This window comes from Curvibacter cyanobacteriorum, assembly GCF_028649475.1.
Lineage (GTDB): Bacteria > Pseudomonadota > Gammaproteobacteria > Burkholderiales > Burkholderiaceae_C > Curvibacter > Curvibacter cyanobacteriorum.
On record NZ_JAQSIP010000007.1, the window covers coordinates 29396 to 51260 of the forward strand.

Annotated in this window: 20 protein-coding genes; 7 read left to right on the forward strand and 13 right to left on the reverse strand. The window is 69.5% G+C overall.

Translation table 11 applies throughout. The features are described from left to right. Window positions 1–214: 214 nt before the first annotated feature. The gene (locus PSQ40_RS14870) at window positions 215–1168 is read left to right on the forward strand and encodes a LysR family transcriptional regulator (protein ID WP_273952447.1); all 954 of its coding nucleotides are present in this window, start codon (window positions 215–217) and stop codon (window positions 1166–1168) included. Window positions 1169–1238: 70 nt separating this feature from the next. Here PSQ40_RS14870 and PSQ40_RS14875 read toward each other — a convergent pair whose 3' ends face one another. After that, window positions 1239–2252, reverse strand: coding sequence for an MBL fold metallo-hydrolase (locus PSQ40_RS14875; RefSeq protein ID WP_273952449.1), 1014 nt, complete (start codon window positions 2250–2252; stop codon window positions 1239–1241). 172 nt (window positions 2253–2424) lie between these two features. Here PSQ40_RS14875 and PSQ40_RS14880 point away from each other — a divergent pair, with 172 nt between their 5' ends. Beyond that, the gene (locus PSQ40_RS14880; protein ID WP_273952452.1) at window positions 2425–3339 is read left to right on the forward strand and encodes a LysR family transcriptional regulator; all 915 of its coding nucleotides are present in this window, start codon (window positions 2425–2427) and stop codon (window positions 3337–3339) included. 36 nt (window positions 3340–3375) lie between these two features. On the opposite strand, the gene PSQ40_RS14885 is transcribed toward PSQ40_RS14880, so the two are convergent. Then, window positions 3376–4413, reverse strand: a complete 1038-nt coding sequence (locus tag PSQ40_RS14885; RefSeq protein ID WP_273952454.1) for a zinc-dependent alcohol dehydrogenase family protein — start codon at window positions 4411–4413, stop codon at window positions 3376–3378. 203 nt (window positions 4414–4616) lie between these two features. On the opposite strand from PSQ40_RS14885, the gene acuR reads away from it, so the two are divergent. Both acuR and acuI read left to right on the forward strand, forming a co-directional pair. Continuing rightward, a complete protein-coding gene (gene acuR / locus PSQ40_RS14890; RefSeq protein WP_273952455.1) occupies window positions 4617–5276 on the forward strand; it encodes an acrylate utilization transcriptional regulator AcuR in 660 nt (219 codons plus the stop codon). A gap of 86 nt (window positions 5277–5362) precedes the next feature. Beyond that, entirely contained in the window at window positions 5363–6346 is a 984-nt protein-coding gene (gene acuI / locus PSQ40_RS14895) for an acrylyl-CoA reductase (NADPH) (protein ID WP_273952456.1), read from the forward strand. 67 nt (window positions 6347–6413) lie between these two features. Here the strand turns inward: acuI and PSQ40_RS14900 are convergent, their stop codons facing one another. Then, window positions 6414–7391, reverse strand: coding sequence for a LysR family transcriptional regulator (locus PSQ40_RS14900; protein ID WP_273952457.1), 978 nt, complete (start codon window positions 7389–7391; stop codon window positions 6414–6416). Between the two features lie 106 nt (window positions 7392–7497). Between PSQ40_RS14900 and PSQ40_RS14905 the strand changes: the two genes are divergently transcribed. Then, on the forward strand, window positions 7498–8715 hold the full coding sequence (locus PSQ40_RS14905) for an MFS transporter (RefSeq protein ID WP_273952459.1): 1218 nt from the start codon (window positions 7498–7500) through the stop codon (window positions 8713–8715). 18 nt (window positions 8716–8733) lie between these two features. Here the strand turns inward: PSQ40_RS14905 and PSQ40_RS14910 are convergent, their stop codons facing one another. From PSQ40_RS14910 to PSQ40_RS14950, 9 genes are all read right to left on the reverse strand, one after another. After that, window positions 8734–9555 (reverse strand): HpcH/HpaI aldolase/citrate lyase family protein, encoded by an 822-nt coding sequence (locus tag PSQ40_RS14910; RefSeq protein WP_273952461.1) that lies wholly within the window; start codon window positions 9553–9555, stop codon window positions 8734–8736. A 21-nt stretch (window positions 9556–9576) separates the two neighbouring features. Continuing rightward, window positions 9577–10773 (reverse strand): MFS transporter, encoded by a 1197-nt coding sequence (locus PSQ40_RS14915; RefSeq protein WP_273952463.1) that lies wholly within the window; start codon window positions 10771–10773, stop codon window positions 9577–9579. Beyond that, window positions 10770–11618, reverse strand: coding sequence for a GntR family transcriptional regulator (locus PSQ40_RS14920; protein WP_273952464.1), 849 nt, complete (start codon window positions 11616–11618; stop codon window positions 10770–10772). Before PSQ40_RS14920 ends, PSQ40_RS14915 begins: the two co-directional genes overlap by 4 nt. Further along, complete coding sequence (locus tag PSQ40_RS14925) at window positions 11615–12817, reverse strand: CaiB/BaiF CoA transferase family protein (RefSeq protein ID WP_273952466.1); 1203 nt, start codon at window positions 12815–12817, stop codon at window positions 11615–11617. The genes PSQ40_RS14920 and PSQ40_RS14925 overlap by 4 nt, the downstream gene beginning before the upstream one ends. Beyond that, entirely contained in the window at window positions 12814–13989 is a 1176-nt protein-coding gene (locus tag PSQ40_RS14930; RefSeq protein ID WP_273952468.1) for an acyl-CoA dehydrogenase family protein, read from the reverse strand. Before PSQ40_RS14930 ends, PSQ40_RS14925 begins: the two co-directional genes overlap by 4 nt. Before the next feature lie 24 nt (window positions 13990–14013). Continuing rightward, window positions 14014–15429, reverse strand: coding sequence for an MmgE/PrpD family protein (locus PSQ40_RS14935; RefSeq protein ID WP_273952469.1), 1416 nt, complete (start codon window positions 15427–15429; stop codon window positions 14014–14016). 11 nt (window positions 15430–15440) lie between these two features. Further along, window positions 15441–16406: a Bug family tripartite tricarboxylate transporter substrate binding protein gene (locus PSQ40_RS14940; RefSeq protein ID WP_273952470.1), complete on the reverse strand. Its 966-nt coding sequence runs from the start codon at window positions 16404–16406 to the stop codon at window positions 15441–15443. 32 nt (window positions 16407–16438) lie between these two features. Continuing rightward, window positions 16439–16942, reverse strand: coding sequence for a MaoC family dehydratase (locus tag PSQ40_RS14945; protein ID WP_273952471.1), 504 nt, complete (start codon window positions 16940–16942; stop codon window positions 16439–16441). A gap of 267 nt (window positions 16943–17209) precedes the next feature. Further along, entirely contained in the window at window positions 17210–18127 is a 918-nt protein-coding gene (locus tag PSQ40_RS14950; RefSeq protein ID WP_273952473.1) for a LysR substrate-binding domain-containing protein, read from the reverse strand. A gap of 108 nt (window positions 18128–18235) precedes the next feature. Between PSQ40_RS14950 and PSQ40_RS14955 the strand changes: the two genes are divergently transcribed. Together PSQ40_RS14955 and PSQ40_RS14960 are read left to right on the forward strand one after the other, a co-directional pair. Next, window positions 18236–19309 (forward strand): tartrate dehydrogenase, encoded by a 1074-nt coding sequence (locus PSQ40_RS14955; RefSeq protein WP_273952475.1) that lies wholly within the window; start codon window positions 18236–18238, stop codon window positions 19307–19309. 409 nt (window positions 19310–19718) lie between these two features. Beyond that, a complete protein-coding gene (locus PSQ40_RS14960) occupies window positions 19719–20717 on the forward strand; it encodes a Bug family tripartite tricarboxylate transporter substrate binding protein (protein WP_273952478.1) in 999 nt (332 codons plus the stop codon). A 115-nt stretch (window positions 20718–20832) separates the two neighbouring features. On the opposite strand, the gene PSQ40_RS14965 is transcribed toward PSQ40_RS14960, so the two are convergent. Continuing rightward, window positions 20833–21762 (reverse strand): LysR family transcriptional regulator, encoded by a 930-nt coding sequence (locus PSQ40_RS14965; protein WP_273952480.1) that lies wholly within the window; start codon window positions 21760–21762, stop codon window positions 20833–20835. Between the last annotated feature and the right edge of the window lie 103 nt (window positions 21763–21865).

The window sequence follows — 21865 nt, forward strand, 5'->3', positions numbered from 1 at the left end:
TGACAGCGCCATGGGTTCGGGGCGGCCGATGGGGATCATTTGGCGTCGCCAAAGGCGGCGCGCCTGGGGTCCTCCTCTGGCCTGGAATCCGGTGGCGTTGGTCGAATTCTGGGTTCGATCATTCGTGAAGAGAACCACTCTTCCGGTTTAGGATTTAACAACTTGAAGTTGATAATCATTGGCCTTGTCATGGGGCTTTAAAAGGGGTGTCTCCATGGACTCTTCGCAGCGCGTGCGCGCCATCCTGTCGTTTGTGCAAGCGGCCGACGCGGGCAGCTTTGCCGCCGGTGCCCGCGCGCTGGGCATCTCGTCAGCGGCCGTCAGCAAGAACATTGCGGGGCTGGAACGTGCCCTGGGCGTGCGGTTGATGAACCGCACCACGCGCACCCTCAATCTGACCGAGGAAGGCGAGGCTTTCTTGCGGCAGGCGCGCATCGCGCTGGAGGCCCTGGACCAGGCCGCTGACGCGGTGGTGTCCAGCCGTGCCGCCCCCACGGGGCGGGTACGACTGTCCACCAGCGTGGGCTTTGGGCGCGAGCAACTGGCCCCGGTGCTTCCGGGCCTGCTGGCCAGGTACCCCGGCCTGGCGGTGGAGGTGGATTTTGATGACCGGGTCATTGACCTGGTGCACGACGGTTACGACCTGGCGCTGCGTGGGGGCCGGATTGCAGACTCGTCGCTGGTGTCTCGCACCATTTGCCACTTCAACATGGTGCTCGTGGCGTCACCCGATTACCTGGCGGCCCACGGGGTTCCCAGGCGGCCTGAGGACTTGGCGCAGCACCGGTTGCTGACGCGCCGCTTCTTGGGCGGGCGTGTCTCGCCCTGGAACTTCAAGGCCAGGGACGGCAGCATCACCACCCTGAACACCGACGCCTCGGTGCTCACCTTGTCGTCGCCCGAGACGCTGACCCAAGCGGCGGTGGCCGGTTTGGGCGTGGCTGAGGTGGGGGCTCACCATGCATGGAAGCACCTGCAGTCCGGGGCCTTGCGCGTGCTGCTGTTGAAAGCCCACCACCCTGGCCATTTTGAGATGACCTTGCAGTACCCCCACCGGGCCTTGGTTGCACCCCGGGTGCGCGTCACGGTGGCGTACCTGTTGGAGGCCTTTGCGCAGATGGAGGAACTGCACCTCCCGCTGTCGGCCCTGCGGGCCTACGAGGCCTGAGCGACGGGCTCCGCTCCTGGCCCCAGCGTGGGCCGACACCGCTGCTGGGGGCCGACTGGCCCCCAGCACCTCACTTCACCTGGCTGCTGTAGTTCAGCGGCACCCAGGCAAAGCCCTTGCCGCTGGCGCGCAGGCGGCCCACGCCCGGGAAGGGGAAGTGGGACACGGCCACCAGGCTGCCGTCGGCAGCCAGTTGCTTGAACAGGCGCAGGCGTTCCTTGCGGGCCTGGCCGGCGTCGGCGTCAAAGCCAATCGTCACCTCGGGCGATTCCAGTTGGACCGAGGCGACGTGGATCAGGTCACCGATCAGCACCAGGCGCTTGCCTTCGCTCTCCAGCACATAGACGTTGTGGCCGGGCGTGTGGCCATGGGTGGCCAGGGTGCGCAGGCCCGGCAAGACCTCGCCGTTGCCGCTGAAGGTCTTGAGCTTGCCAGCGTCGTCATAGGGCGTCAGCGAGGCCATGGCACCTTGGAAGAAGCCCTTGTTGGCCGCCGGGGCCGCCTCGAGGTTGGCTTTGGACAACCAGAAGTCCTTGTCGGCCTGGTCGGCGTGCACGGTGGCGTTGGGGAACACGCGCTTGCCATCGGCCACCAGCCCACCCACGTGGTCCGGGTGCATGTGGGTGATGACGATGTCGTCCACCTGGTCGGGCTGGTAGCCCGCGGCCACGATCTGTGCAGCCAGGCGGCCCAGGGTGGGGCCAAACAGGCTGCCAGCGCCGGTGTCCACCAGGATCAGGCGGCTGCCGGTGTTGATCAGAAAGCCGTTGACCGAGGTCTCCAGCGGGGTGGCCAGGAAGTTCTTTTTGAGGCCTTGGGCGACTTTGGCCTTGGGGGCGTGCAGCAACTGGTCCACCGGCAGATCGACGGTGCCGTCGCTGAGGGCGGTGACCTCGGCCGAGCCCACCATCAGGCGGTACCAGCCAGGGGCCTGGACCTTCTGCTGGCTGGCCGCGGCGTGCGCGCCGGCCATGGGCAGGGCCAGGCCGCCCAGGGTCAGGGCCAGCGACAGGCCCAGGCTTTGCAGCGTGGCGCGGGTCAGGCGCGAGCGGCGGGGAAGGGAGAGCGTGTGCGTCGAGGTCATGGGGTCACCTTGTCGGGGCCACGCGCAGGGCGTTGGCCGGGTTGATGGAAGAAAAGGAAACCCATTGTTGCTTTTTGCAATAAAGGGAACAATAGGGCGTTACGCAATCTGTTTTTGCACCATTTGCAAAGATTGCACCCTTTCTTCCGACCCAGGGCAGACCTGGCAACCCATGATCGACGCACTCAAGACTTTTTTGGCCGTGGCCCGGGCCGGGCAGTTCTCGGAGGTGGCCCGCGAGCAGGACGTGGCGGTGTCATCGGTCACGCGCAAGATCGATGCGCTGGAGTCCGAACTGGGCTCCAGCCTGTTTCGCCGCAGTTCCCGCCGCGTCGCGTTGACCGATGCCGGTGAGCGGTTTGTGCCCCGCGCCCGCGCCATTCTGAGCGAGATCGCCGAGGCCAAGCAGTCCCTGCAGCCAATGGACGACACGCTGCAAGGGCAAATCACGGTCACCGCGCCCACCGCCTTTGGCCGGCGCCATGTGGTGCCTGCGGTGGCCGAGTTCATGCAGCGCCACCCCGGGGTGGAGGTGGACCTGCACCTCAGCGACCAGGTGCTGGACTTGAACGACTCCTTGGTCGATGTGGCGGTGCGCATTGGCTTGCAGCTGGACGTCGAGCACAAAGCCCAGTTGCTGGCGCCGGTGCGCCTGGTCACCTGCGCCAGCCCGGCCTACCTGGCGCGGGCCGGGCGTCCACAGACCCCGATGGATTTGCTGCAACACGATTGCATCAATGTGGCCACGCCGCCCGCGCCGTCGTTTGTCTGGCGCTATGCGGGCTTCAACCGCCAGCAGCCTCTGCGGGTGCAAGGGCGCTTTCGCACCGACGACAAGGACGGCATGCTGCAGGCGGCGCTGGCCGGCCTGGGCATCGTGCACATCGCGACCTGGGTGGTCAGCGACCTGCTGCGCGACGGCCGATTGGTGGCCCTGTTTCCGCACGAGCTGACCGAGCCGCCGCAGGACGGCCTGCCCGGCATCTATGTGCTGCGGGGAATGGGCCGGGGCCGCTCGCGCCGCAGCGAGTTGTTCATCGAGCAACTGCGTGAATCGGTGGGCGAGCCCGCCTGGTGGGACCGCTGAGGTCGCGCCGGACTGCCCCCGTGGCGCGGGCGTCCGTCACGTCGTCACGATGACCTTCAGGGCCTGCGTGTCGGCGGCCCGGGCGAAGGTGTCGTAAGCCTGCAGGATGTGGTCCAGCGGGAAGTGGTGGGTGATCAACTGCCGGGCGTCGATGCGCCCGCTCAGCACCGTTTTGAGCAGCATCGGCGTGCTGACCGTGTCCACCAGCCGGGTGGTGATGGTCAGGTTCTGCGACCACAGCCGCTCCAGGTGCAGGGGCACCGGGTGCCCATGCACGCCGATGTTGGCAATGAAGCCCCCCGCCGCCACCAGGTCCTGGCACAGCTCAAAGGTGGCGGCGATGCCCACCGCCTCAATCGCCGTGTCCACCCCCCGGCCGCCGGTCAAGGCCCGCACCTGGGCCGCCGCGTCGCCGCTGCCGCTGTGGACCGTGTGGGTGGCGCCAAAGCGTTGGCCGATGGCCAGGCGGTGCGCATCGAGGTCGATCAGGATGATCTGGGCCGGCGAGTACAGCTGCGCCGTCAGCAGGGTGGCCAGCCCGATCGGACCGGCCCCCACGATGGCCACGCTGCTGCCCGGCTGCACGCGCCCATTGAGCACCCCGCATTCAAAGCCCGTGGGCAGGATGTCGCTGAGCATCACCAGCGCCTCCTCGTCCGACCCCTCGGGGATGGGGTGCAGGCTGGTGTCCGCGTGCGGAATGCGCACCCAGTCGGCTTGGGTGCCGTCGATGGTGTTGCCCAGGATCCAGCCGCCGGTCTCGCAATGCGACGGCATGCCCCGCCGGCAAGCAGGGCAGCGGCCGCAGGCCGTGATGCAAGAAATCAGCACCCGGTCCCCGGCCTGAAAGCGGCTGACCCCCGGGCCGACGGACGCCACCACCCCCACCCCCTCGTGGCCCAGGATGGTGCCGGGGCGGCAGGTGGGGACATCCCCTTGCAGGATGTGCAGGTCGGTGCCGCACAGCGTGGTGCGGGTCACACGCACGATCGCGTCGCCGGCGTGGCTCAGCTGCGGCTGAGGCCGGTCTTCGAGGGCTTTGAGGCCGGGGCCGTGGTAAACGAGGGCACGCATGGTGGGGTTCCTGGGTCGCAAGGACGCGGCGAAATGGCCTGCCCGACCATGCTGCAGCGGGCGCAGGGCCGTGTCTGTGCGAGGCCACACCCTGGCCCGCGCCGACGCCACGGGCGCGTGCCCCAGGTCAGCGCTGGGGGGCGAAACAGCGCCCTCGGTGCGTCTGGCTTGTATTTACAAGACGATTGGTTTAATAATCGGCCATGCCCACCCCGACAACCCACCCGACGCCCATCCCCCGTCCCCGCGGCCGTCCGCCCAAGGTCCGCGACGACTGCCTGGGCGTGCGCGAGGCGCTGTTGCGCCATGGCCTGGAGGTGTTGACCGAAAAGGGCTTTGTGGCCGCCGGCCTGGACGAACTGCTGCAGCGCGCCGGCGTGCCCAAAGGCTCGTTCTACCATTACTTCAGCAGCAAGGAGGCCTATGGCCTGGCCTTGATTGCGCACTATGCCGACTACTTTGCGCGCAAGCTCGCGCGCCACTTCGCCCCCTCCGAGCGCAGCCCGCTGCAGCGCCTGCAGGCCTTCGTCGACGACGCGCAGGCTGGCATGGCGCAGTACGGCTATGGCCGTGGTTGCCTGATCGGCAACCTGGGGCAGGAAATGGGCGCCTTGCCCGACGCCTTTCGCGCCCGCCTGGTCGGCACCCTGGAGGACTGGCAGGCCCGCCTGGCCGACAACCTGCGCGAGGCGCAGCGCGTCGGCGAGCTGGCCCCCGAGGCCGATGTGGAGGCCCTGGCCGCTTACTTTTGGATCGGCTGGGAGGGCGCGGTGCTGCGCACCAAGCTCGAGCGCCGCGCGCTTCCCCTGCAGATATTTGCCACCCAGTTCCTGGCGGGCCTGCCGCGCCCGGCCGCGCCCTGAGCGCGGCGCGGCCGCCGTCCCTCACCGCGGCGCGCCCGCCGCGCCCCCCTTGGTTTGCCCCTCACTTGCCCTCAGAAAGGACCCCCATGTTCCAAGCCATCGTGATCGACAAGGACAGCGAGCGCCAGCAGGCTGCCCTGCAGACGCTGGAAGACAGCCAATTGCCCGCAGGCGATGTGACCGTGCGCGTCAGCCATTCCACCCTCAACTACAAAGACGGCCTGGCCATCACCGGCCGCTCGCCCGTGGTGCGCAAGTTCCCGATGGTCCCCGGCATCGACCTGGTGGGCGAGGTCGAAAGCAGCAGCCACCCGGCCTACCGGGCCGGTGACTGGGTGATCCTCAATGGCTGGGGGGTTGGCGAAACCCATTGGGGGGGCCTGGCCCAGAAAGCCCGCCTCAACGGCGACTGGCTGGTGCCGCTGCCCCAGGCGTTCAGCCCGCGGCAGGCCATGGCCATCGGCACCGCGGGTTACACCGCGATGCTGTGCGTGATGGCGCTGGAGCGCCACGGCGTGCGGCCCGAGCACGGCGAGATCGTGGTCACCGGTGCTGCCGGGGGCGTGGGCAGTGTGGCCATTGCCTTGCTGTCGACTTTGGGCTACCGCGTGGTGGCGGTCACGGGGCGCCCGGGCGATGCGGCCTACCTGCAGCAGCTTGGCGCCGCCGAGGTGATGGACCGCGCCCTGCTCAGTGCCCCGGGCAAGCCCCTGGCCAAAGAACGCTGGGCCGGTGCGGTGGACGTGGTGGGCAGCCAGGTGCTGGCCAATGTGTGCGCCAGCACGCGCTACCGCGGCGTGGTCACGGCCTGTGGCCTGGCCGGGGGCATGGACTTGCCTGCCACCGTGGCGCCGTTCATCTTGCGGGGGGTGACCCTGGTGGGCATCGACAGCGTGATGTGCCCGCGCGAAGAGCGTTTGGTCGCCTGGCAGCGCCTGGCCTCGGACCTCCAGCTCGACAAGCTCGGCCAGCTCAGCCACGACATTGGCCTGGGGCAGGCCATCGACACCGCGCACCAGTTGCTGCAGGGCACGGTGCGCGGGCGGGTCGTGGTCGACGTCAACGCCTGAGTCCCCACCCCCAGACCCCGCCGCGCGCGGACCCGGGCGCGGGCACCCTGCCCGGCGCCGAACCCGCTCAGGCGCCCCAGCGGGCTGGGTCGCCCGAGCCCGGCGGGTGGGGGCGACTGGGCGCCTGCACCCCGGGCACCCGTGGCAGGTGCTCGCGCATCAGCGCGATGAAGGCGCGCAACCGCGCGGGCTGCCAGCGACCCGGCGGGTGCACCAGCGAGATCGGCAGGGGCGGCGCCCGCCATTGCGGCGCCAACTGCACCAGGCGCCCTTGGTCCAAGGCGTCGGCCACGGCCCAGGTGGAGGCGATGCCCACGCCCAGTCCGGCCAGTGCCGCCTGGCACAGCGCGTGCAGGTGGTCGGTGGACAGCCGGGGCTGGATGGCAAATCGCTGGGCCTCGCCCGCGCCGCAGGGGTAGAGCGTGACCTCATCGCGGTAGAACGTGCTCAAGGCCAGCCAGGGCAGGCGCGCCAGGGCCTGCGGGGTCTCGGGCGGCGGGCCGTCGCCCCACAGGCCGGGCGCGGCGACCACGATGCGGGGCAATTCGGCCAAGCGGATGGCCACCACGCCCGGTTCGTCGACGGGGCCGATGCGCACGGCGCAATCGATGCCCTCGCTGATGAAGTCGGGCAGGCGGTCTTGCAAGCGCCACTCCACCGAGGCCTCGGGGTAACGCCGCAGGTACTCGACCAAGGGCGGCATCAGCTGCTGCTGACCAAACACCGTCGGGGCCAGCACCCGCAACAGGCCCCGCGGCGCGTCCTGCACGCCGCGCAGGTCGGACTCGATCGCGTCCCAGCGCTCCAGCAGCGCCTTGGCGTGCTCGTAGCAGCGCTGGCCGTCCTCCGTCACCTTCATGGCGTGGGTCGAGCGCTGCAGCAAGCGCAGGCCCAGTTGGCGCTCCAGCAGTTGCAGGCGCCGGCTCACCGTGGGCTGGGTGGTGCCCAGTTGCTGGGCGGCCGCCGACAGGCTGCCGGCGTCCACGATGCGCACCCAGGTTTGCAGCAAGGCCAGCCGATCGGTGCTTTGGGGGAGTTTGTTCATGCGTCTAGCGTATAGCCTATGTTCCAAAAAGACCACTACCCAGCGCGGACATGCAAAAACAGAATGGAGCCCTGATTTCACACCGTTCATCTGAAAGGCGTTACCCATGTCTCCACCCGCGACAGTGGCCCCTTGGCGGGCCGACCCGGCCCCGCTGCCGTCCTCCCTGGTAGGCCTGTTGGCCGCAGGGGCCGGCCTGGCCGTGGCCTCGATCTACTACAGCCAGCCTTTGCTGGGACCGCTGGGCGTCAGCTTGCACGCCAGCCCCGCCGAGGTGGGGGCCGTGCCCACCTTGACCCAGCTGGGCTACGCGCTGGGCATCGTGCTGCTGGCCCCACTGGGCGACCGCCACGACCGGCGCCACCTCATCGTGCTCAAGGCAGCCATGCTGGTGTTGGCCTTGCTGGGCTGTGCGCTGGCTCCCAACCTCGGGGTGCTGATGCTGGCCAGCCTCGCGGTGGGGGTGGCGGCCACGATGGCGCAGGACATCGTGCCGGCGGCGGCCACCCTGGCCAGCGCAGCCCAACGCGGGCGCACCGTGGGCACGGTGATGACCGGGCTGCTGCTGGGCATCCTGCTGTCGCGGGTGGTCAGTGGGGTGCTGGCCCAGCCCTTGGGCTGGCGCGCGGTCTACGGCCTGGCGGCCCTCGCGGTGGCGCTCATTGGATGGGCCTGCTGGCGCGGTCTGCCACGCTTTGCGCCCACCACCTCGCTGCCCTATGGCGAGCTGCTGGCGTCGATGGTCGGGCTCTGGCGGCGCCACCCCGAACTGCGCCGCGCGGCCTGGGCGCAGGGCCTGTTGTCGGTGGCGTTCAGCGCCTTCTGGTCCACGCTGGCGCTGATGCTGTTTCAGCGCTACCAGATGGGCAGCGCGGTGGCCGGGGCCTTTGGCCTGGCCGGGGCCGCCGGCGCCTTGGCTGCGCCGCTGGCCGGGCGCTGGGCCGACCGGCGCGGGGCCGCCTGGGTGACGCGGCTGGGCTGTGCGGTGGCGGTGCTCTGCTTTGCGGCGCTGGCGCTCGAATCCCACTGGCCCCTGGCGGCCCGCCTGCCCTGGTTGGCGCTGTGCACGGTGGGTTTCGACTTTGGGGTGCAGGCCGCCTTGGTGGCGCACCAGACCCTGGTCTACAGCTTGGAGCCCGCCGCCCGCAGTCGCCTCAACGCCTTGTTGTTGACCGCCATGTTCATCGGCATGGCGGCTGGTTCGGCCCTGGGCAGCCTGGTGCTGGCGCACTGGGGCTGGTGGGGGGTGGTGGGCCTGAGCACCCTGATGGCGGGCGGGGCGCTGCTGGTGCGGCTGCTGGATCGGCCCGTGGCGCCTGCCTGAGCGCGCCCGCGCTGGGCGCTAGGCCGTGGCGGCGGCGGCGGGGGGCTCGGCCAGCACGGCCTCGGCCAGCAGCAAGACGGGTTTGTCGACCAGTTTGCCGTCCACCGCGATGGCCCCCAGGCCCCGCTGGGCCACCGCGTCGACCACCCGCTGGGCCCAGGCGCGTTCGGCCGGGCTGGGGGCAAAGCCCTGGTTCACCCCCGCGACCTGCTTGGGGTGCACGCACAGCTTGGCCCCAAAGCCAAAGCGGCGTGAGCGTGCCACCTCCTCGGCCTGCTGCAGCGCATCGTCCAGCGCCAGGCTGACCCCGTCCACCGGGGCTTGCAGGCCCGCCAGCCGAGAGGCCAACACCAGCTCGGTGCGCACCGAGGCCAGTTCCTCGACATCGCCACGGATGCCTGCATCGGCCGCGAAATCGACCGAGCCAAAGGCCAGTCGCAAGACCCCCGGGCAGGCCGCCAGCGTGCGGGCCCGGGACCAGCCCAGCACGGTTTCGATCAGTGGGATCAGGGTCTGCTCGGGCCGCAGCCGGGCGCGCAGCGCGGCGAGTTCGTTCACCCCCTGGGCCTTGGGCAGCATCACGCCGCGCACCGCGGCGGCGCTGAGCAGGGCGCAGTCGGCGTCAAACCAGGCGGTGTCGCTGCCATTCACGCGCAGGTACACCGGCGCCCCGCCCGGCAACCAGTCGGCCAGCGCTTGCCGGGCGGCTTCCTTCTGCTCGGGCGCGACCGCATCCTCGAGGTCCAGCACCACGGCATGGGCGCCTGATTGCAGGGCTTTGGCAAAGCGCTCGGGGCGGTTGCCGGGGACAAACAGGTAGCTGCGGTCTGGGGCTCTCAAAGGGGTCTCCTGGTCTGTGAATCAAGTGGGGCGTGGCGTTGCGGGCCGGGCCCAAAGCACCCCGGCGCAGACCAGGGCGGGCACGGCCAGCAAAGCGTAGCCGAGGCGGAAACTGCCCGAGGCACTGGCGATGGCGCCGAACAAGGCCGGCCCCAGCACCACGCCGAGGAAGGTGATGGCCAGGGTGCCGCCGGTGGCCACGCTGGCCTGACCCGGCGGGGCCTGGCGCGCCACCTCGGACAGGTAGACCCCGTTCCAGCCAATCGCCGAGCTGCCGAACACCCACAGCGCCGGGCCCACCAGCCACCAGCCCATGCTGGGCTGCAGGCAGGCCACGCTGACGCAGCCCAGCACCATCAGGCCAGCCAGCGTGATCAGGGTGCGCCTGGCCCCTAGAAACCGGTCCGCCACCCAGCCCCAGGCGATGCGGCCCACCACGCCCGCGGCCTGGGCCACCGACAGGGCCAGCCCCGCCGTGACCAGCGAATAGGCCTGGGTCTCGTGCAGGTAGGTCACCAGGTAGGTGGTCAGCGAGAGCTGGATGATGGAGAAAAAGAACGAGCACAAGGCCAGCAGCGACAGGGCACGCTGCCCCAGCACCAGGCGCACGGGGGACAGCAGGTCGCCCATGGCCAGGGGCAGCTGGCGCTGGCGGTCGGCGTCGAACTCGGTGCGCAGGCCCTGCGCCCCCAGGGCGCACAGCAGGCACAGGCCCGCCACGCTGAGCAGGGCGCCTTGCCAGCCCAGCCACAGCGCCGTCATGGGCACCAGGGCCCCCGCCACCAGGCCGCCCAGGGGGACACCGGTTTGCTTGATCGAGAACACCAGCGCCATTTGCGCCGGCGGGGTGCTGCGCGCCAGCAGGTGTGAGCTGGCTGGGGTGATCGGGCCGTAACCCAGCCCGATCAGCCAGGCCCCGAGGCCCATCACCGGCAGCACCGGCACGGCACTGAGCAGCAGGCCCAGGCCGCACAGCAGCAAACCGATCTGGCTGATGCGGATGGCGCCATAGCGCGCGGTGGCCGCACCGGCCGCCAGGCTGGCCCCCATCGCCCCCAGGTAGGCCAGGGCCACATACACCCCCAGCAGGCCGGGCGAGGCGCCCAACGCCCGCGCTGCTTCCGGGGCCATCACGGGCAGCGTCAACAAGGCCATCGAGACCATCGACTGGATGGCCAGGGTCACGCCCAGGCCCCACCAGGCCGGCGACCGCGTCATGCGCCACGCCCCCGGGGCGGGGCCTTGTCGTCGCGCGGGGCGTCGCCCGCCCATTCGCGGCGCAGGATGCTGGTGTGGCTGAAGCGGTCGGCCGGGTGCACGCTGATGGCCAGCTCGATCAGCTCGTCGCGGTGGTTGCGGTACTTGCGGCACACCCACAGCCCGGGGCTGTGCCGGGGCACCTGCAGCACCTCGGCCAGGTGCGGGGCAATCGCCACCGCGCGGATTTCTTGCTCCACCGAGGTCACCACCTCGCCAAACTGCTGTTCGATGGCGCCGTAGACCGAGCCCCGCAGCGGCCCTTCGATGCCCTGGATGGCGCGGAAGGCCGGGTGCAGCCACAGTTCGGTGTGGCAGATGGGGCGTGCCTCGCCGGTGGCCCGGCGCAGGCCTTGCAGGTGCAGCCAGGTTTCACCGGCCGAGGCTTCCAGCATCTCGGCTTCGGTGGCATTGATCAGGCGCGTCTGGCCGGGTTCGATCACCAGCGTGGTGTCGGTGGCGTATTGGTGCAGGTCCGCCACGTCCGCGGTGAGCTGGCGGTAGCCCGGCACGCTGGCGGTGGATTTGACGGTGGTGCCGATGCGCGCCTGGCGCACCACCAGGCCCAGTTGCACCAGGCGCTTGAGCGCTTCGCGGGCCGTAGATCGGCTGACGCCGAACTGCTCGCACAGCTCGAATTCGGTGGGCAATTGCGAGCCCACGGGGTAACGCCCTGATCCGATTTCGTTGAGCAGGGTCTGCGCCAACTGCTGGTAGCGCGGTGGCGACCCGCCCAGGCTGGGCAGGGCTTTGCCGCGCGCGGCGGGGTCAGACACGGTCTTCGGAACAGGGGTTTTGTCGGTCATAGAACGGATTGGCGGCGCAGGTCGTCGATGTCGGCCTGATCGTATCCTGCCCGTCTGAGCACCGTGTCCGTGTGCTCGCCCAGCGCGGGGGCGGCGCGCAGCGGCTGGGGGCCGGCGCGCACCGGGCAGGCCAGGGTGCGCACGGGGCCTTGCGGGTGCGGCACGCTGACCACCGCCCCGCTTTCGCGTGCGAAGTCGCTGTCCAGCGCCTGGGCCACGTCGTACACCGGCGAGGCCGGCACGCGGCCGCCAAAGCGCTGCATCCATTCGGCCGTGGTGGCCGTGCGCAGCACCGCATCGAGCTCGGCATTGAGCTGGCTGCGGTGGCGCAGGCGGTCGGCAAAGCGGCGATAGTCGGGGTGCTCCACCCAGTCCGGGCGGCCCAGGGCGTGGCACAGCTCGCCCCAGAACTTCTCCTTGTTGCACATCAGGAAGATCCAGCCGTCCTGGGTCGGGTACAGCTCGCTGGGCACCAGCGAGGGGTGACCCGAGCGCGCCGTGCGGCCCGTCACCACGCCCGCGTTGAGGTACCAGGTGGCCAGGTAGGTCAGGTTGTTCAGGGCCACGTCGTACAGGCTGATGTCCACATCCCGGCCCACGCCGCTGGCGCGCGCCGAGACCACCCCCGCCAGCAGACCCATGGCCGCGGTGGTGCCGGTCATGAAATCGATGATCGACAGGCCCGCGCGGGTGGGCTGGCCGTCGGGCTCGCCAGTCAGCGACAGGTAGCCGGCCTCGGCCTGCATCAGGTAGTCGTAGCCCGGCCAGGCCGCGCGCGAGCCGGTGCGGCCATAGGCCGACAGATGACCGCAGACCAGGGCCGGGTTGACGTCCTTCAAGGCCTCGTAGGTCAGCCCCAGCTTGGCGGGCAGGTCGCCGCGCAGGTTGTTGAACACCACGTCGGCCCCGGCCGCGAGGCGGCGCAGCACGGCGCGGCCGGCCTCGCTTTTGAGGTCCAGGGTGACGCTTTGCTTGTTGCGGTTGAAGGACTGGTAGAAGTGGCTGTCGCCCGGGCCGAAGTAGTGCGGGCCGACGGCGCGCCCCACATCTCCGCCTTCGGCGGGGTTCTCGATCTTGATCACCTCGGCGCCCAGGTCGGCCAGGTGTTGGGTGCCAAAGGGGCCGGCGCCGTACTGCTCGATGGCGATGATGCGCAGGCCTTGCAGCAGGGGCCCTTGAGGGGTGGCGGGCTGGCTCATACCGGGTTCCTCGCGATCAGCTCGCGCGCGATGATCAGGCGCTGCAGTTCATTGGTGCCCTCGCCGATGGTCAGCAAGGGGGCATCGCGGTAGAGGCGTTCGACGTTGTATTCCTTCGAGTAGCCATAGCCGCCGAAGATGCGCATGGCTTCGATGGCGTTCTCGAGACCGGCCTCGGTGGCGAAGTACTTGGCCATGCCGGCCTCCATGTCGCAGCGCTGGCCCAGGTCATAGGCCTGGGCCGCGGCGTAGGTCAGCAGCCGTGCCGCCTGGGTGCGGGTGGCCATTTCGCCGAGCTTGAGCGCGATGGCCTGGTGCTCGCAGATCGGCTTGCCAAAGGTCTTGCGGGTCTGCGAATACGCCACGGCCTCGTCGAGTGCGGCCTGCGCGATGCCCAGACCGCGCGCGGCCACGTTGATGCGGCCCAGCTCCAGCCCGCCCAGGATCTGCTGCAGGCCCTTGCCCTCGACGCCCCCTATCAGGCGATCGGCGGGCACGCGGTAGTCCTCGAAGCTCAGCGCGCAGCTGTCGATGCCTTTGTAGCCCAGCTTCTCGAGCTTCTTGCTGACCGTGAAGCCCGGTCCCTTTTCGGCAATCAGCAGGCTCATGCCCTGGTGGCGCGGCTGGGCCTGCGGGTCGGTCTTGACCAGCAGCACGAGGGTGTTGCCCGAGCCGCTGTTGGTGATCCACATCTTGGAGCCGTTGACCACGTAGTCATCGCCGTCGCGGCGCGCCACGGTGCGGATGGCTTGCAGGTCGGTGCCGCAGTCCGGCTCGGTCAGGCCGATGCCGCCGCGCAGCTCGCCGGTGGCAAAGCGCGGCAGGTAAGCCTGCTTCTGGGCCTCGGTGCCACAGCGCTGCACGGTCATGGCCATGATCAGGTGCGAATTGATGATGCCCGACACCGACATCCACACCTTGGACATGCGTTCGATGATCTTGGCGTAGGTGCTGGTGGACAGGCCCAGGCCGCCGTAGGCGGGGTCGATCAGGCAGCCGAACAGGCCCATCTCTTTCATCTGCTCGACGATCTCCAGCGGGTAGATGTCGTCGTGCTCGAGGTGGTGCACATGGGGCTTGACCTGGGTTTCCAGGAAGCGTTCAACGCTGTCCAGGATCAGGCGTTCCTGTTCTTGCGCGTCGTCGTGGGGCAGGGCGGTGGCAGGGTTCATGGCAGGCTTTCAGTCCAAAGGGTTTCAGGGGCGCACAGGGGCGGGGAATTCGGTGGCCAGCAACTCGGCCAGCTCGGCGGCCTGGCCTTGGGCCAGGTTCAGCACCGCGTGCTGGAGCCGCTGCGCGTGCGCCAGGGGCACGCTGCGGGTGGCGTTGTCGATGAACTTGGTGACGATGTCGGCGTTGCTGATCGGGCGGCCCGGGGCGCCGCGGTTGATGGGCTCGCGGTGGCGCAGTTCACGGCCGTCGGCCAGCTCCAGCACCAGCTCGCCGGGGTAGTAGCGTGGGAAGTCGGCGTCGGGGTCGACCTCGCACTCGACCAGCGCGGCCAGCGCCAGGGTGTCGGGGTCGGCGATGGCCGCGGGCTCCAGGGCGTCGAGGGTGAAGCGCCCGTGGCGCAAGGCCGTGGCCACCGTGTAGGGGATGCTGAACTGGGCGTCGTAGGGGTTCTGTGGCCGGCGTTTGTTCTCGATCGGCTCACAGACCACGGCCATCGCACCGGCGGGCAGGCGCGCGCGGATGCGGCGCAGCGGCGCGCCGCCCCAGGCGGCCGACAAGGCGCTGGCGGCGTCGGTGCAGGCGTGGGTGAAGTGGCAGGCCGGCAGGGGTTTGACCGCCACATTGCACAGCTCCCAGACCTGGCCCAGACCGGCCGTGATCTGGCCCAGGTCGGCTTCGCTGGCGCGCGCGCCCAGGTGGCTGGCGTACAGGCCATAGCGGCCCTCGTAGCTGGCGCGCGGGCCGCTCATGCCATGGGCGGCGAACATCGCCGCGCTGATGCCGGCCGCGGCCGCCCACCCGGGGTGCAAGCGCTTGGTGCCGGCGCCGTCTTGCAGGAACTCCAGGTTGCCGCTGGCCACCGACAGCGCCACCCCCTGGGCGTGGCTGAGCTGGGGCACCTCAAGGCCCAGCAGGCGACCGGCCGCAAGGGCGCAGCCAAAAGTGCCGACCAGGCCTGTGGGGTGGAAGCCGACCTGGTGAAACAGCCCCCCGGCGGCGGCCCCGAGGCGGGTGGTCAGCTCCATGCCGATGAGGTAGCTGGTCAGCAGCTCGGCGCCGCTGCGCCCCTGGTGGGCGGCCAGCGCCAGCGCGGCCGGCAGCACCGAGGTGGTGGCGTGCACCACGCCGCGTGGGTGGGTGTCGTCGTAGTCGAGGCCATGGATCAGCAGGCCATTGAGCATGGCGGCATCGCGCAGCGGCAGGCGCTGTGCGCGGCCCAGCACGGGCACGGTGCCCCCGGGGCCGGCCAGCGCATCGATCGCGGCACTGGCCTGGCGGGCGAACGCATAGCGGGTCGAGGCCAGGCCGATGCCCAGCGCGTCCAGCATCAGGTGGCAGGCGCGGGTGCGCACGTCGATCGGCACCTGGTCCAGTCGCAGGCCGTGGGCCCAGCGGGCCACCTGCTCGGCCACCGGGGCGGTGCTTGGGGTGAGCGTCATGGGGGGCGTCCTCAGTCGACCTGGGCGCCCGAGACCTTGACGGCCAGGGCCCAGCGTTTGATTTCTTGTTCGAGGTGCTTTTGCATCTCGTCGGGGCGGGTCAGCAGGGCCTCGGCCCCCAGGGCGACCAACTGCTCTTTGACATCGGGGTCGCGCCAGTTGCTGCTCAGGGCCTTGTAGAGGGTGTCGATCACCTCCTTGGGCGTGCCCTTGGGGGCCGCCAGCGACAGCCAGGCGGGCGCCTCGAAGTTGCCCACGCCGGCTTCGGCCAGGGTGGGGACCTGGGGCGCCGCCTCATTGCGGGTCTTGCTGGCCACGGCCAGCACCCGCAACTTGCCGTTCTTGGCATGGGCCAGCAGCGCCGGGCCGGTGTCGACCATGGCCTGCACCTGGCCACCGATCAGGTCGGTCACCGCGGCCGGGCTGCCCTTGTAGGGCACATGCAGGATGAACAGCCCCGCCTGTTGCTTGAACAGCTCCATCGTCAGGTGGCTGGTCACGCCGCTGCCGGCCGAGCCGTAGCTGAACTTGCCGGGCTGGGCCTTGACCTCGCGCACGAAGTCGGCCGCGCTCTGCGCCGGAAAGTCTTTGTTCACCGCCAGGAACAGCGGCACGTTGGCGATCTGGCTGATGTGGGTCAGATCGGTCAGGGGCTTGTAGGGCAGCTTCGAATAGAGGCTGGGGTTGATGGCCAGGGTGCCACTGGAGCCCACCAGCAGGGTGTACCCATCGGGCGGTGCCTTGACCACCATCTCGGTGCCGATGATGCCCGAGGCGCCCGGTTTGTTGTCCACGAACACCGGCTGTTGCAGCGCGTCTTGCAGCTTCTTGGCCAACACGCGGGCCACCATGTCGGTGGCCTGGCCCGGCGGAAAGCCCACCACGATGCGAATCGGTTTGTCCGGGTAGGCGGCCTGGGCCACCAGTGCCGTGCCAAGCAGCCAACTGCCCAGCAGGGTCCGCAGGTAAGGGGTCATGTTGTGTCTCCGTTGTGGTGGGGGCGGGGCCTTCAGGCCTCGATGCCGTGGCCGCGACAGGCGACCAGGAAGCTGCGCTCAAAAACCATGACCTGCACACCGTCCTGGTTCAGGCCGCGGGTGCGCACGGTGACGATGCCCTGGCCCGGGCGTGACTTGGATTCGCGCTTGTCCAGCACCTCGGACTCGGCGTAGAGCGTGTCGCCGGCGAACACCGGTGCGGTCAGCTTGATTTCTTTCCAGCCCAGGTTGGCGATGGCCTTGGCACTGACGTCGTTGACGGTCATGCCCAGCACCACGGCCAGGGTCAGGCCGCTGCTGACCAGCAACTTGCCGAACTCGCTCTTGGCCGCGTGGTGCGCGTCGCAGTGCATGGGGTGGTAGTTCATGGTCAACAGCGAGAACTGGATGTTGTCGTTGTCGGTCAGGGTGCGGCCCGGGCGGTGTTCGTACACATCGCCAACCCGGAAGTCCTCCAGGTAACGCCCGTACGAGGCGCGGTAACGGTTCGGGGCGATTTCGACGGCAGAGATCATGGTCAGGCTCCTTGAGGGTCCGGTGGAACAGGCCAGCCCAGGCGGCTGGGTTGGTTTTGTATGGTTTGTTTAATTGTTCGTACAATTAAAACCGAAGCGGACTTTACGGCAGGGCGGCCGCGCCCGTCAAGTGGGGTTGTTCAGGGGGCTTGGGCCTGAGCGGGCCGCTTGGGCACCAGGGGGCGCGGGGCCCCCGCTGTGCGCGCGGGCCCGCTCAGCGCCGGCCGTCAGGGGCCCCGCCGGGGGGCCGCCAAGCCGCGGCGGGGCTCAGCCCCGTTGGGCTTCAAAGGCCTGGGCCACAAAGTCCACAAAGGCGCGCACCCGGGCGGCCGATTGGTGGCGCTGCGGGTAGACGGCGTGGATGTCGGCGTCCGGGGTGCTGTAACCCGGCAGCACTTCGACCAGGCGGCCGCTGTCCAGGTAACGCTGGATGTCCCACTCGGCGCGCAGCAGGATGCCGTGCCCGTCGAGCGCCCAGTTGACCGCGATCTCACCGTCGTTGGTGCTGAGGTTGCCGCGGGTCTTGATGGCCTCGGTGTGCAGCTTGGGGCCGCGGCCCGTGCTCAGCCGCCACAGGCCGTACGCCTCGTCGCCCTGGCGGATGCCGATGCACTGGTGCTGGGTCAGGTCGTTGGGCACCTTGGGCGTGCCGTGCTGCTGCAGGTAGGCCGGCGAGGCGCACAGCAAGCGCCGGTTGGGCGCGATGCGGCGCGCGATCACGCGCGCATCGGGCGGCGCCCCGAAACGGATGCAGACGTCAAAAGTGTCCTCGGTCAGGGCGGGCGGGTTGACCGACAGTTGCAACTGCACCTCGACCTGCGGGTACTGGCGCGCAAAGCGCGAGATCAGCGGCGCGATGTGGCTGCGCCCGAAGCCCAGCGTGGCGTTGACGCGCAGCAGGCCGTGCGGCGTTGACCTGGACACCCCCAACAGGTCCTCCATGTCCTGGATCTCGCTGAGGATGCGCCGGGCGTGCGCCAGGTACAGCTCGCCCTCGGGCGTCAGGCTCATTCGGCGGGTGGTGCGGTTGACCAGCAACACGCCCACGCGGGCCTCCATCTGCGCCAGGTGCTTGCTCACCGCGGGGGTGGTGATGCCCAGTTCGCGCGCCGCCGCGCTCAGGCTGCCGGCACTGGCCAAGGCCGAGAAGAAGCCCAGGTCGGCGGGTTGAATGGCATCGGTCATGGCGCAATTGTTGAATTCAAGTGAACAGCGCTTTGACTATAGCGGCGCGCCAGGGCGGGGTTTGCTTCCTAAAGTCGGACTTTTTCTGAACCCGACGGAGACTCCCCCATGAAAACCTATTCGATCGCCACCATCCCCGGGGACGGCATTGGCAAAGAAGTGATCCCTGCCGGTCAGGCCGTGCTGCAGGCCCTGGCGGCCACCAGCGACCGTTACCGCTTCGAGTTCGAGAACTTCGACTGGGGGGGCGACTACTACCGCCAGCACGGCGTGATGATGCCGGCCAACGGGCTGGACGCGCTGCGCCACAAGGACGCCATCCTGTTCGGCTCGGCCGGTGACCCGCAGATCCCGGACCACATCACGCTGTGGGGTCTGCGCCTGAAGATTTGCCAGGGCTTTGACCAGTACGCCAATGTGCGACCGACCCGCATCCTGCCCGGCATCGACGCGCCCCTGAAGCGCTGCCGCGCCGAGGACCTGAACTGGGTCATCGTGCGGGAGAACTCCGAGGGTGAGTACTCGGGCGTGGGCGGCCGCGTGCACCAGGGCCACCCGATCGAAGCCGCCACCGACGTCACCATGATGACCCGCGTGGGGGTCGAACGCATCATGCGCTTCGCCTTCAGGCTGGCCCAGTCGCGCCCGCGCAAATTGCTGACCGTGGTGACCAAGAGCAACGCGCAGCGCCACGCCATGGTGATGTGGGACGAGATCGCGGCCCAAGTCGCCACCGAGTTCCCGGACGTGCGCTGGGACAAGGAGATCGTCGATGCCTGCACCGCGCGCATGGTCAACCGCCCGGCCAGCCTCGACACCCTGGTCGCCACCAACCTGCACGCCGACATCCTGAGCGACCTGGCCGCCGCGCTGGCCGGCAGCCTGGGCATTGCGCCCACGGGCAACATCGACCCCGAACGCCGCTACCCCAGCATGTTCGAGCCCATCCACGGCTCGGCTTTTGACATCATGGGCCAGGGCCTGGCCAACCCGGTCGGCACCTTCTGGTCGGTGGTCATGCTGCTGGAGCACCTGGGCGAATTCGACGCGGCCCAGCGCCTGATGGCGGCCATCGAGCACGTCACCGCCAACCCGGCCCTGCACACCCGCGACCTTGGCGGTCAGGCCAAGACCGAGGCCGTGACCCAGGCGGTTTGCGCCCAGCTGGCCCCGCGCCGCTGAACCCGCGGCGTGGCGGCCCGACCCGGCCCCCGCTCCCGCGCTTCAGCGTGTGTGAGGGCGCGTGAAGGCGGGTGAAGGCGGGTGAGGGCCAGCGTCGGGCCGGGCACCGGGCCGGGCGCCCCAAGCGCCCCGGGGTCGGCCGTGCGGCCCCCTTGGTCCCGGGTAGGGCCCGCGGCCACCGCGAACCGTGGCCGCCCGGGGCCGCGCCGAGGCCACGGCCCCCAGCCTCCTCCGCACCCAGCGTGCCGGCCCAGACCGGGCCCCGCCAGGGCGGGTCGCAGATCGCCCACCGTGCGCTTTGAATGTTGAATGTGAGTAAACAAATGTTTTACTTTTTGGGTGATTGAAATCTTTTGATCGCCCTAAAGTTCAGCCACCCCGAGATCAAAAACAGCTTCCGGAGACAACGATGACGCAAGCACTTTCCACCTCCCCGACCCCGTCGCGCCGCCGCTGGCTGCAAGGCGCGGCCCTGGTCCTGGCCGCCTCGGCCGCCGCCGCCGGGGCGCAATCCTGGCCCACCAAACCGGTCACCCTGGTGGTGCCGTTCCCACCGGGCGGGACCACCGATGTGCTGGCCCGCGCGCTGGGCACTTCGCTGGCCAAGAATCTGGGCCAGCCGGTGATTGTCGAGAACCGCCCTGGCGCGGGCGCCACCATCGGGGCCGAAGCGGTGGCCAAGTCCAAGGCCGACGGCTACACCCTGTTGGTGGGCGCGGTGCACCACACCATCGCCACCAGCGTCTACAAGAAGCTGCCCTACGATTTTCAGAAGGACTTTGCCCCCATCACCACCGTCGCCGTGGTGCCCAATGTGCTGGTGGTGAACGCCAGCACCCCGGCCAAGAGCGTGGCGGAGCTGGTCACGCTGCTCAAGGCGCAGCCCGACAAGGCCACCTACGGGTCCAACGGCAATGGCACGGCGCAGCACCTGATCGGCACCCAGTTCCAGAACCAGACCGGGGTGGCGCTGACCCACATCCCGTACAAGGGCAGTGGCCCGCTGGCCACCGACTTGTTGGGCGGCCAGATCACGATGTCGTTCGACACCATCACCCCGGTGCTGCAGCACATCCGTGGTCAGAAGCTGCGCGCGCTGGCCGTCACCACCAGCACCCGTTCGCCGGCCCTGCCGGACGTGCCGACCCTGGATGAGGCGGGTTTGAAGGGTTTCAACATCGGCACCTGGTTCGGCGTGCTGGCGCCGGTGGCCACCCCCAAGGACATCGTGGCGCGGCTCAACACCGAGATGGTGAAAGTCATCCAATCGCCCGAATTCGTCAAGCGCATGGAAGAGATCGGTGCCCAGCCCGTGGGCAACAAGGCCGAGGACATGGCGCGCCAGATCAAGTCCGAAACCGACAAATTTGCCGAGCTGGTGAAGGTCGGCAAGGTCACCGTCGACTGAGGGCCTCTGCCCAGCGGGCTTGCTTTCGGGCCCGTCGCCTTGGCGCAGGTCTGGTGGGGGCGCGCAGCGGGCGGCTGCGCTGTGGCGTTGTCCCCTCTCTCCGTTTGTCAGCGAGTCAGCGTGGGGCCCGCTGCGCCTGAGCTGCCTGCCGGGCCTGCTGTTCCAGGTAGCCCAGCAGCCGCTGGGCCGCCGGGCTCAGGTCCTGCTGGCGGCGAAAGCAAATCGAGAACTCGTGCTGTGCCCAGTCGTTGAGCAGGCGCACGGTCTGGATGCGGCCCGCCGCGCTGTGTTGGCAGCTGACCTCGCGGGGCACCACGCTCACCCCCAGGCCGGCGCTGACCACGCGGAAGGCCGCATCGAAGTTCGACACCACGGCACGGTAGCTCAGCGTGCGGCCCACCTGGGCGGCCGCGCGGTGCAGCAGGGTGTAGACGGCGGTGGAAGAGGGCAGGCCCACGTGTTCCTGGTCCAGCGAGTCCTCAAAGTACAGCGCCTCGTGCCGGGCCAGCGGGTGGCCCACCGGCACGGCCAGGGCCAGTTCGTCGCGCCGGTAGGGGCGGCTTTCCAGTCCGGCCAGGTCCACCTGACTCCAGCACACCCCGAGCGACGCCACCCCCTCGCGCACCAGGCTGACGATGTCCCGGGACACGCGTTCCTCGATGTCGACCTGGATGTTCTGGTGCTGGGGCTCGCGCATGAAGCCCGCCAGGTCGTCCAGCAGTGACTCGGCCACCGCCGAGGCGCTGGCCACCACCCGCACATGGCCCTGGATGCCGCTTTTGAAGCGCGCCATGTCGGCCTCGATCTTGTCCAGCGTGAACAGCAGGGAGCGCGCGTGCTCCAGCAGCACCTGGCCGGCCGGTGTGGCCTCGCTGCCCTTGCGGCCCCGCACCAGCAGGGGCAGGCCCAGTGCGTCCTCCAGTTGCGACAGCCGTTTGCTGACGGCCGAGGGCTCGATCAGCGCCTGCGCCGCCGCGGCTTTGATGTTGCCGTGGTCGCACACGCTGACCAGCAACTTGAGGGATTTGAGGTCCAGGTCTCGCATGGATTTAACTTCCGAATCGGAACTTTCAGGCTTCCGATATTGCATTTGAAGTTTGAATGGGAACTCAGGAAACTATAGCCAAACGGGGCCCACCCCGCCCCGC

What these genes read in the sequence shown, in the direction of transcription:
- PSQ40_RS14870 (WP_273952447.1), top strand. Translation starts at nt 215, where the DNA reads ATGGACTCTTCGCAGCGCGTGCGCGCCATCCTGTCGTTTGTGCAAGCG.
- PSQ40_RS14875 (WP_273952449.1), bottom strand. Translation starts at nt 2,252, where the DNA reads ATGACCTCGACGCACACGCTCTCCCTTCCCCGCCGCTCGCGCCTGACC.
- PSQ40_RS14880 (WP_273952452.1), top strand. Translation starts at nt 2,425, where the DNA reads ATGATCGACGCACTCAAGACTTTTTTGGCCGTGGCCCGGGCCGGGCAG.
- PSQ40_RS14885 (WP_273952454.1), bottom strand. Translation starts at nt 4,413, where the DNA reads ATGCGTGCCCTCGTTTACCACGGCCCCGGCCTCAAAGCCCTCGAAGAC.
- acuR (WP_273952455.1), top strand. Translation starts at nt 4,617, where the DNA reads ATGCCCACCCCGACAACCCACCCGACGCCCATCCCCCGTCCCCGCGGC.
- acuI (WP_273952456.1), top strand. Translation starts at nt 5,363, where the DNA reads ATGTTCCAAGCCATCGTGATCGACAAGGACAGCGAGCGCCAGCAGGCT.
- PSQ40_RS14900 (WP_273952457.1), bottom strand. Translation starts at nt 7,391, where the DNA reads ATGAACAAACTCCCCCAAAGCACCGATCGGCTGGCCTTGCTGCAAACC.
- PSQ40_RS14905 (WP_273952459.1), top strand. Translation starts at nt 7,498, where the DNA reads ATGTCTCCACCCGCGACAGTGGCCCCTTGGCGGGCCGACCCGGCCCCG.
- PSQ40_RS14915 (WP_273952463.1), bottom strand. Translation starts at nt 10,773, where the DNA reads ATGACGCGGTCGCCGGCCTGGTGGGGCCTGGGCGTGACCCTGGCCATC.
- PSQ40_RS14920 (WP_273952464.1), bottom strand. Translation starts at nt 11,618, where the DNA reads ATGACCGACAAAACCCCTGTTCCGAAGACCGTGTCTGACCCCGCCGCG.
- PSQ40_RS14925 (WP_273952466.1), bottom strand. Translation starts at nt 12,817, where the DNA reads ATGAGCCAGCCCGCCACCCCTCAAGGGCCCCTGCTGCAAGGCCTGCGC.
- PSQ40_RS14930 (WP_273952468.1), bottom strand. Translation starts at nt 13,989, where the DNA reads ATGAACCCTGCCACCGCCCTGCCCCACGACGACGCGCAAGAACAGGAA.
- PSQ40_RS14935 (WP_273952469.1), bottom strand. Translation starts at nt 15,429, where the DNA reads ATGACGCTCACCCCAAGCACCGCCCCGGTGGCCGAGCAGGTGGCCCGC.
- PSQ40_RS14940 (WP_273952470.1), bottom strand. Translation starts at nt 16,406, where the DNA reads ATGACCCCTTACCTGCGGACCCTGCTGGGCAGTTGGCTGCTTGGCACG.
- PSQ40_RS14945 (WP_273952471.1), bottom strand. Translation starts at nt 16,942, where the DNA reads ATGATCTCTGCCGTCGAAATCGCCCCGAACCGTTACCGCGCCTCGTAC.
- PSQ40_RS14950 (WP_273952473.1), bottom strand. Translation starts at nt 18,127, where the DNA reads ATGACCGATGCCATTCAACCCGCCGACCTGGGCTTCTTCTCGGCCTTG.
- PSQ40_RS14955 (WP_273952475.1), top strand. Translation starts at nt 18,236, where the DNA reads ATGAAAACCTATTCGATCGCCACCATCCCCGGGGACGGCATTGGCAAA.
- PSQ40_RS14960 (WP_273952478.1), top strand. Translation starts at nt 19,719, where the DNA reads ATGACGCAAGCACTTTCCACCTCCCCGACCCCGTCGCGCCGCCGCTGG.
- PSQ40_RS14965 (WP_273952480.1), bottom strand. Translation starts at nt 21,762, where the DNA reads ATGCGAGACCTGGACCTCAAATCCCTCAAGTTGCTGGTCAGCGTGTGC.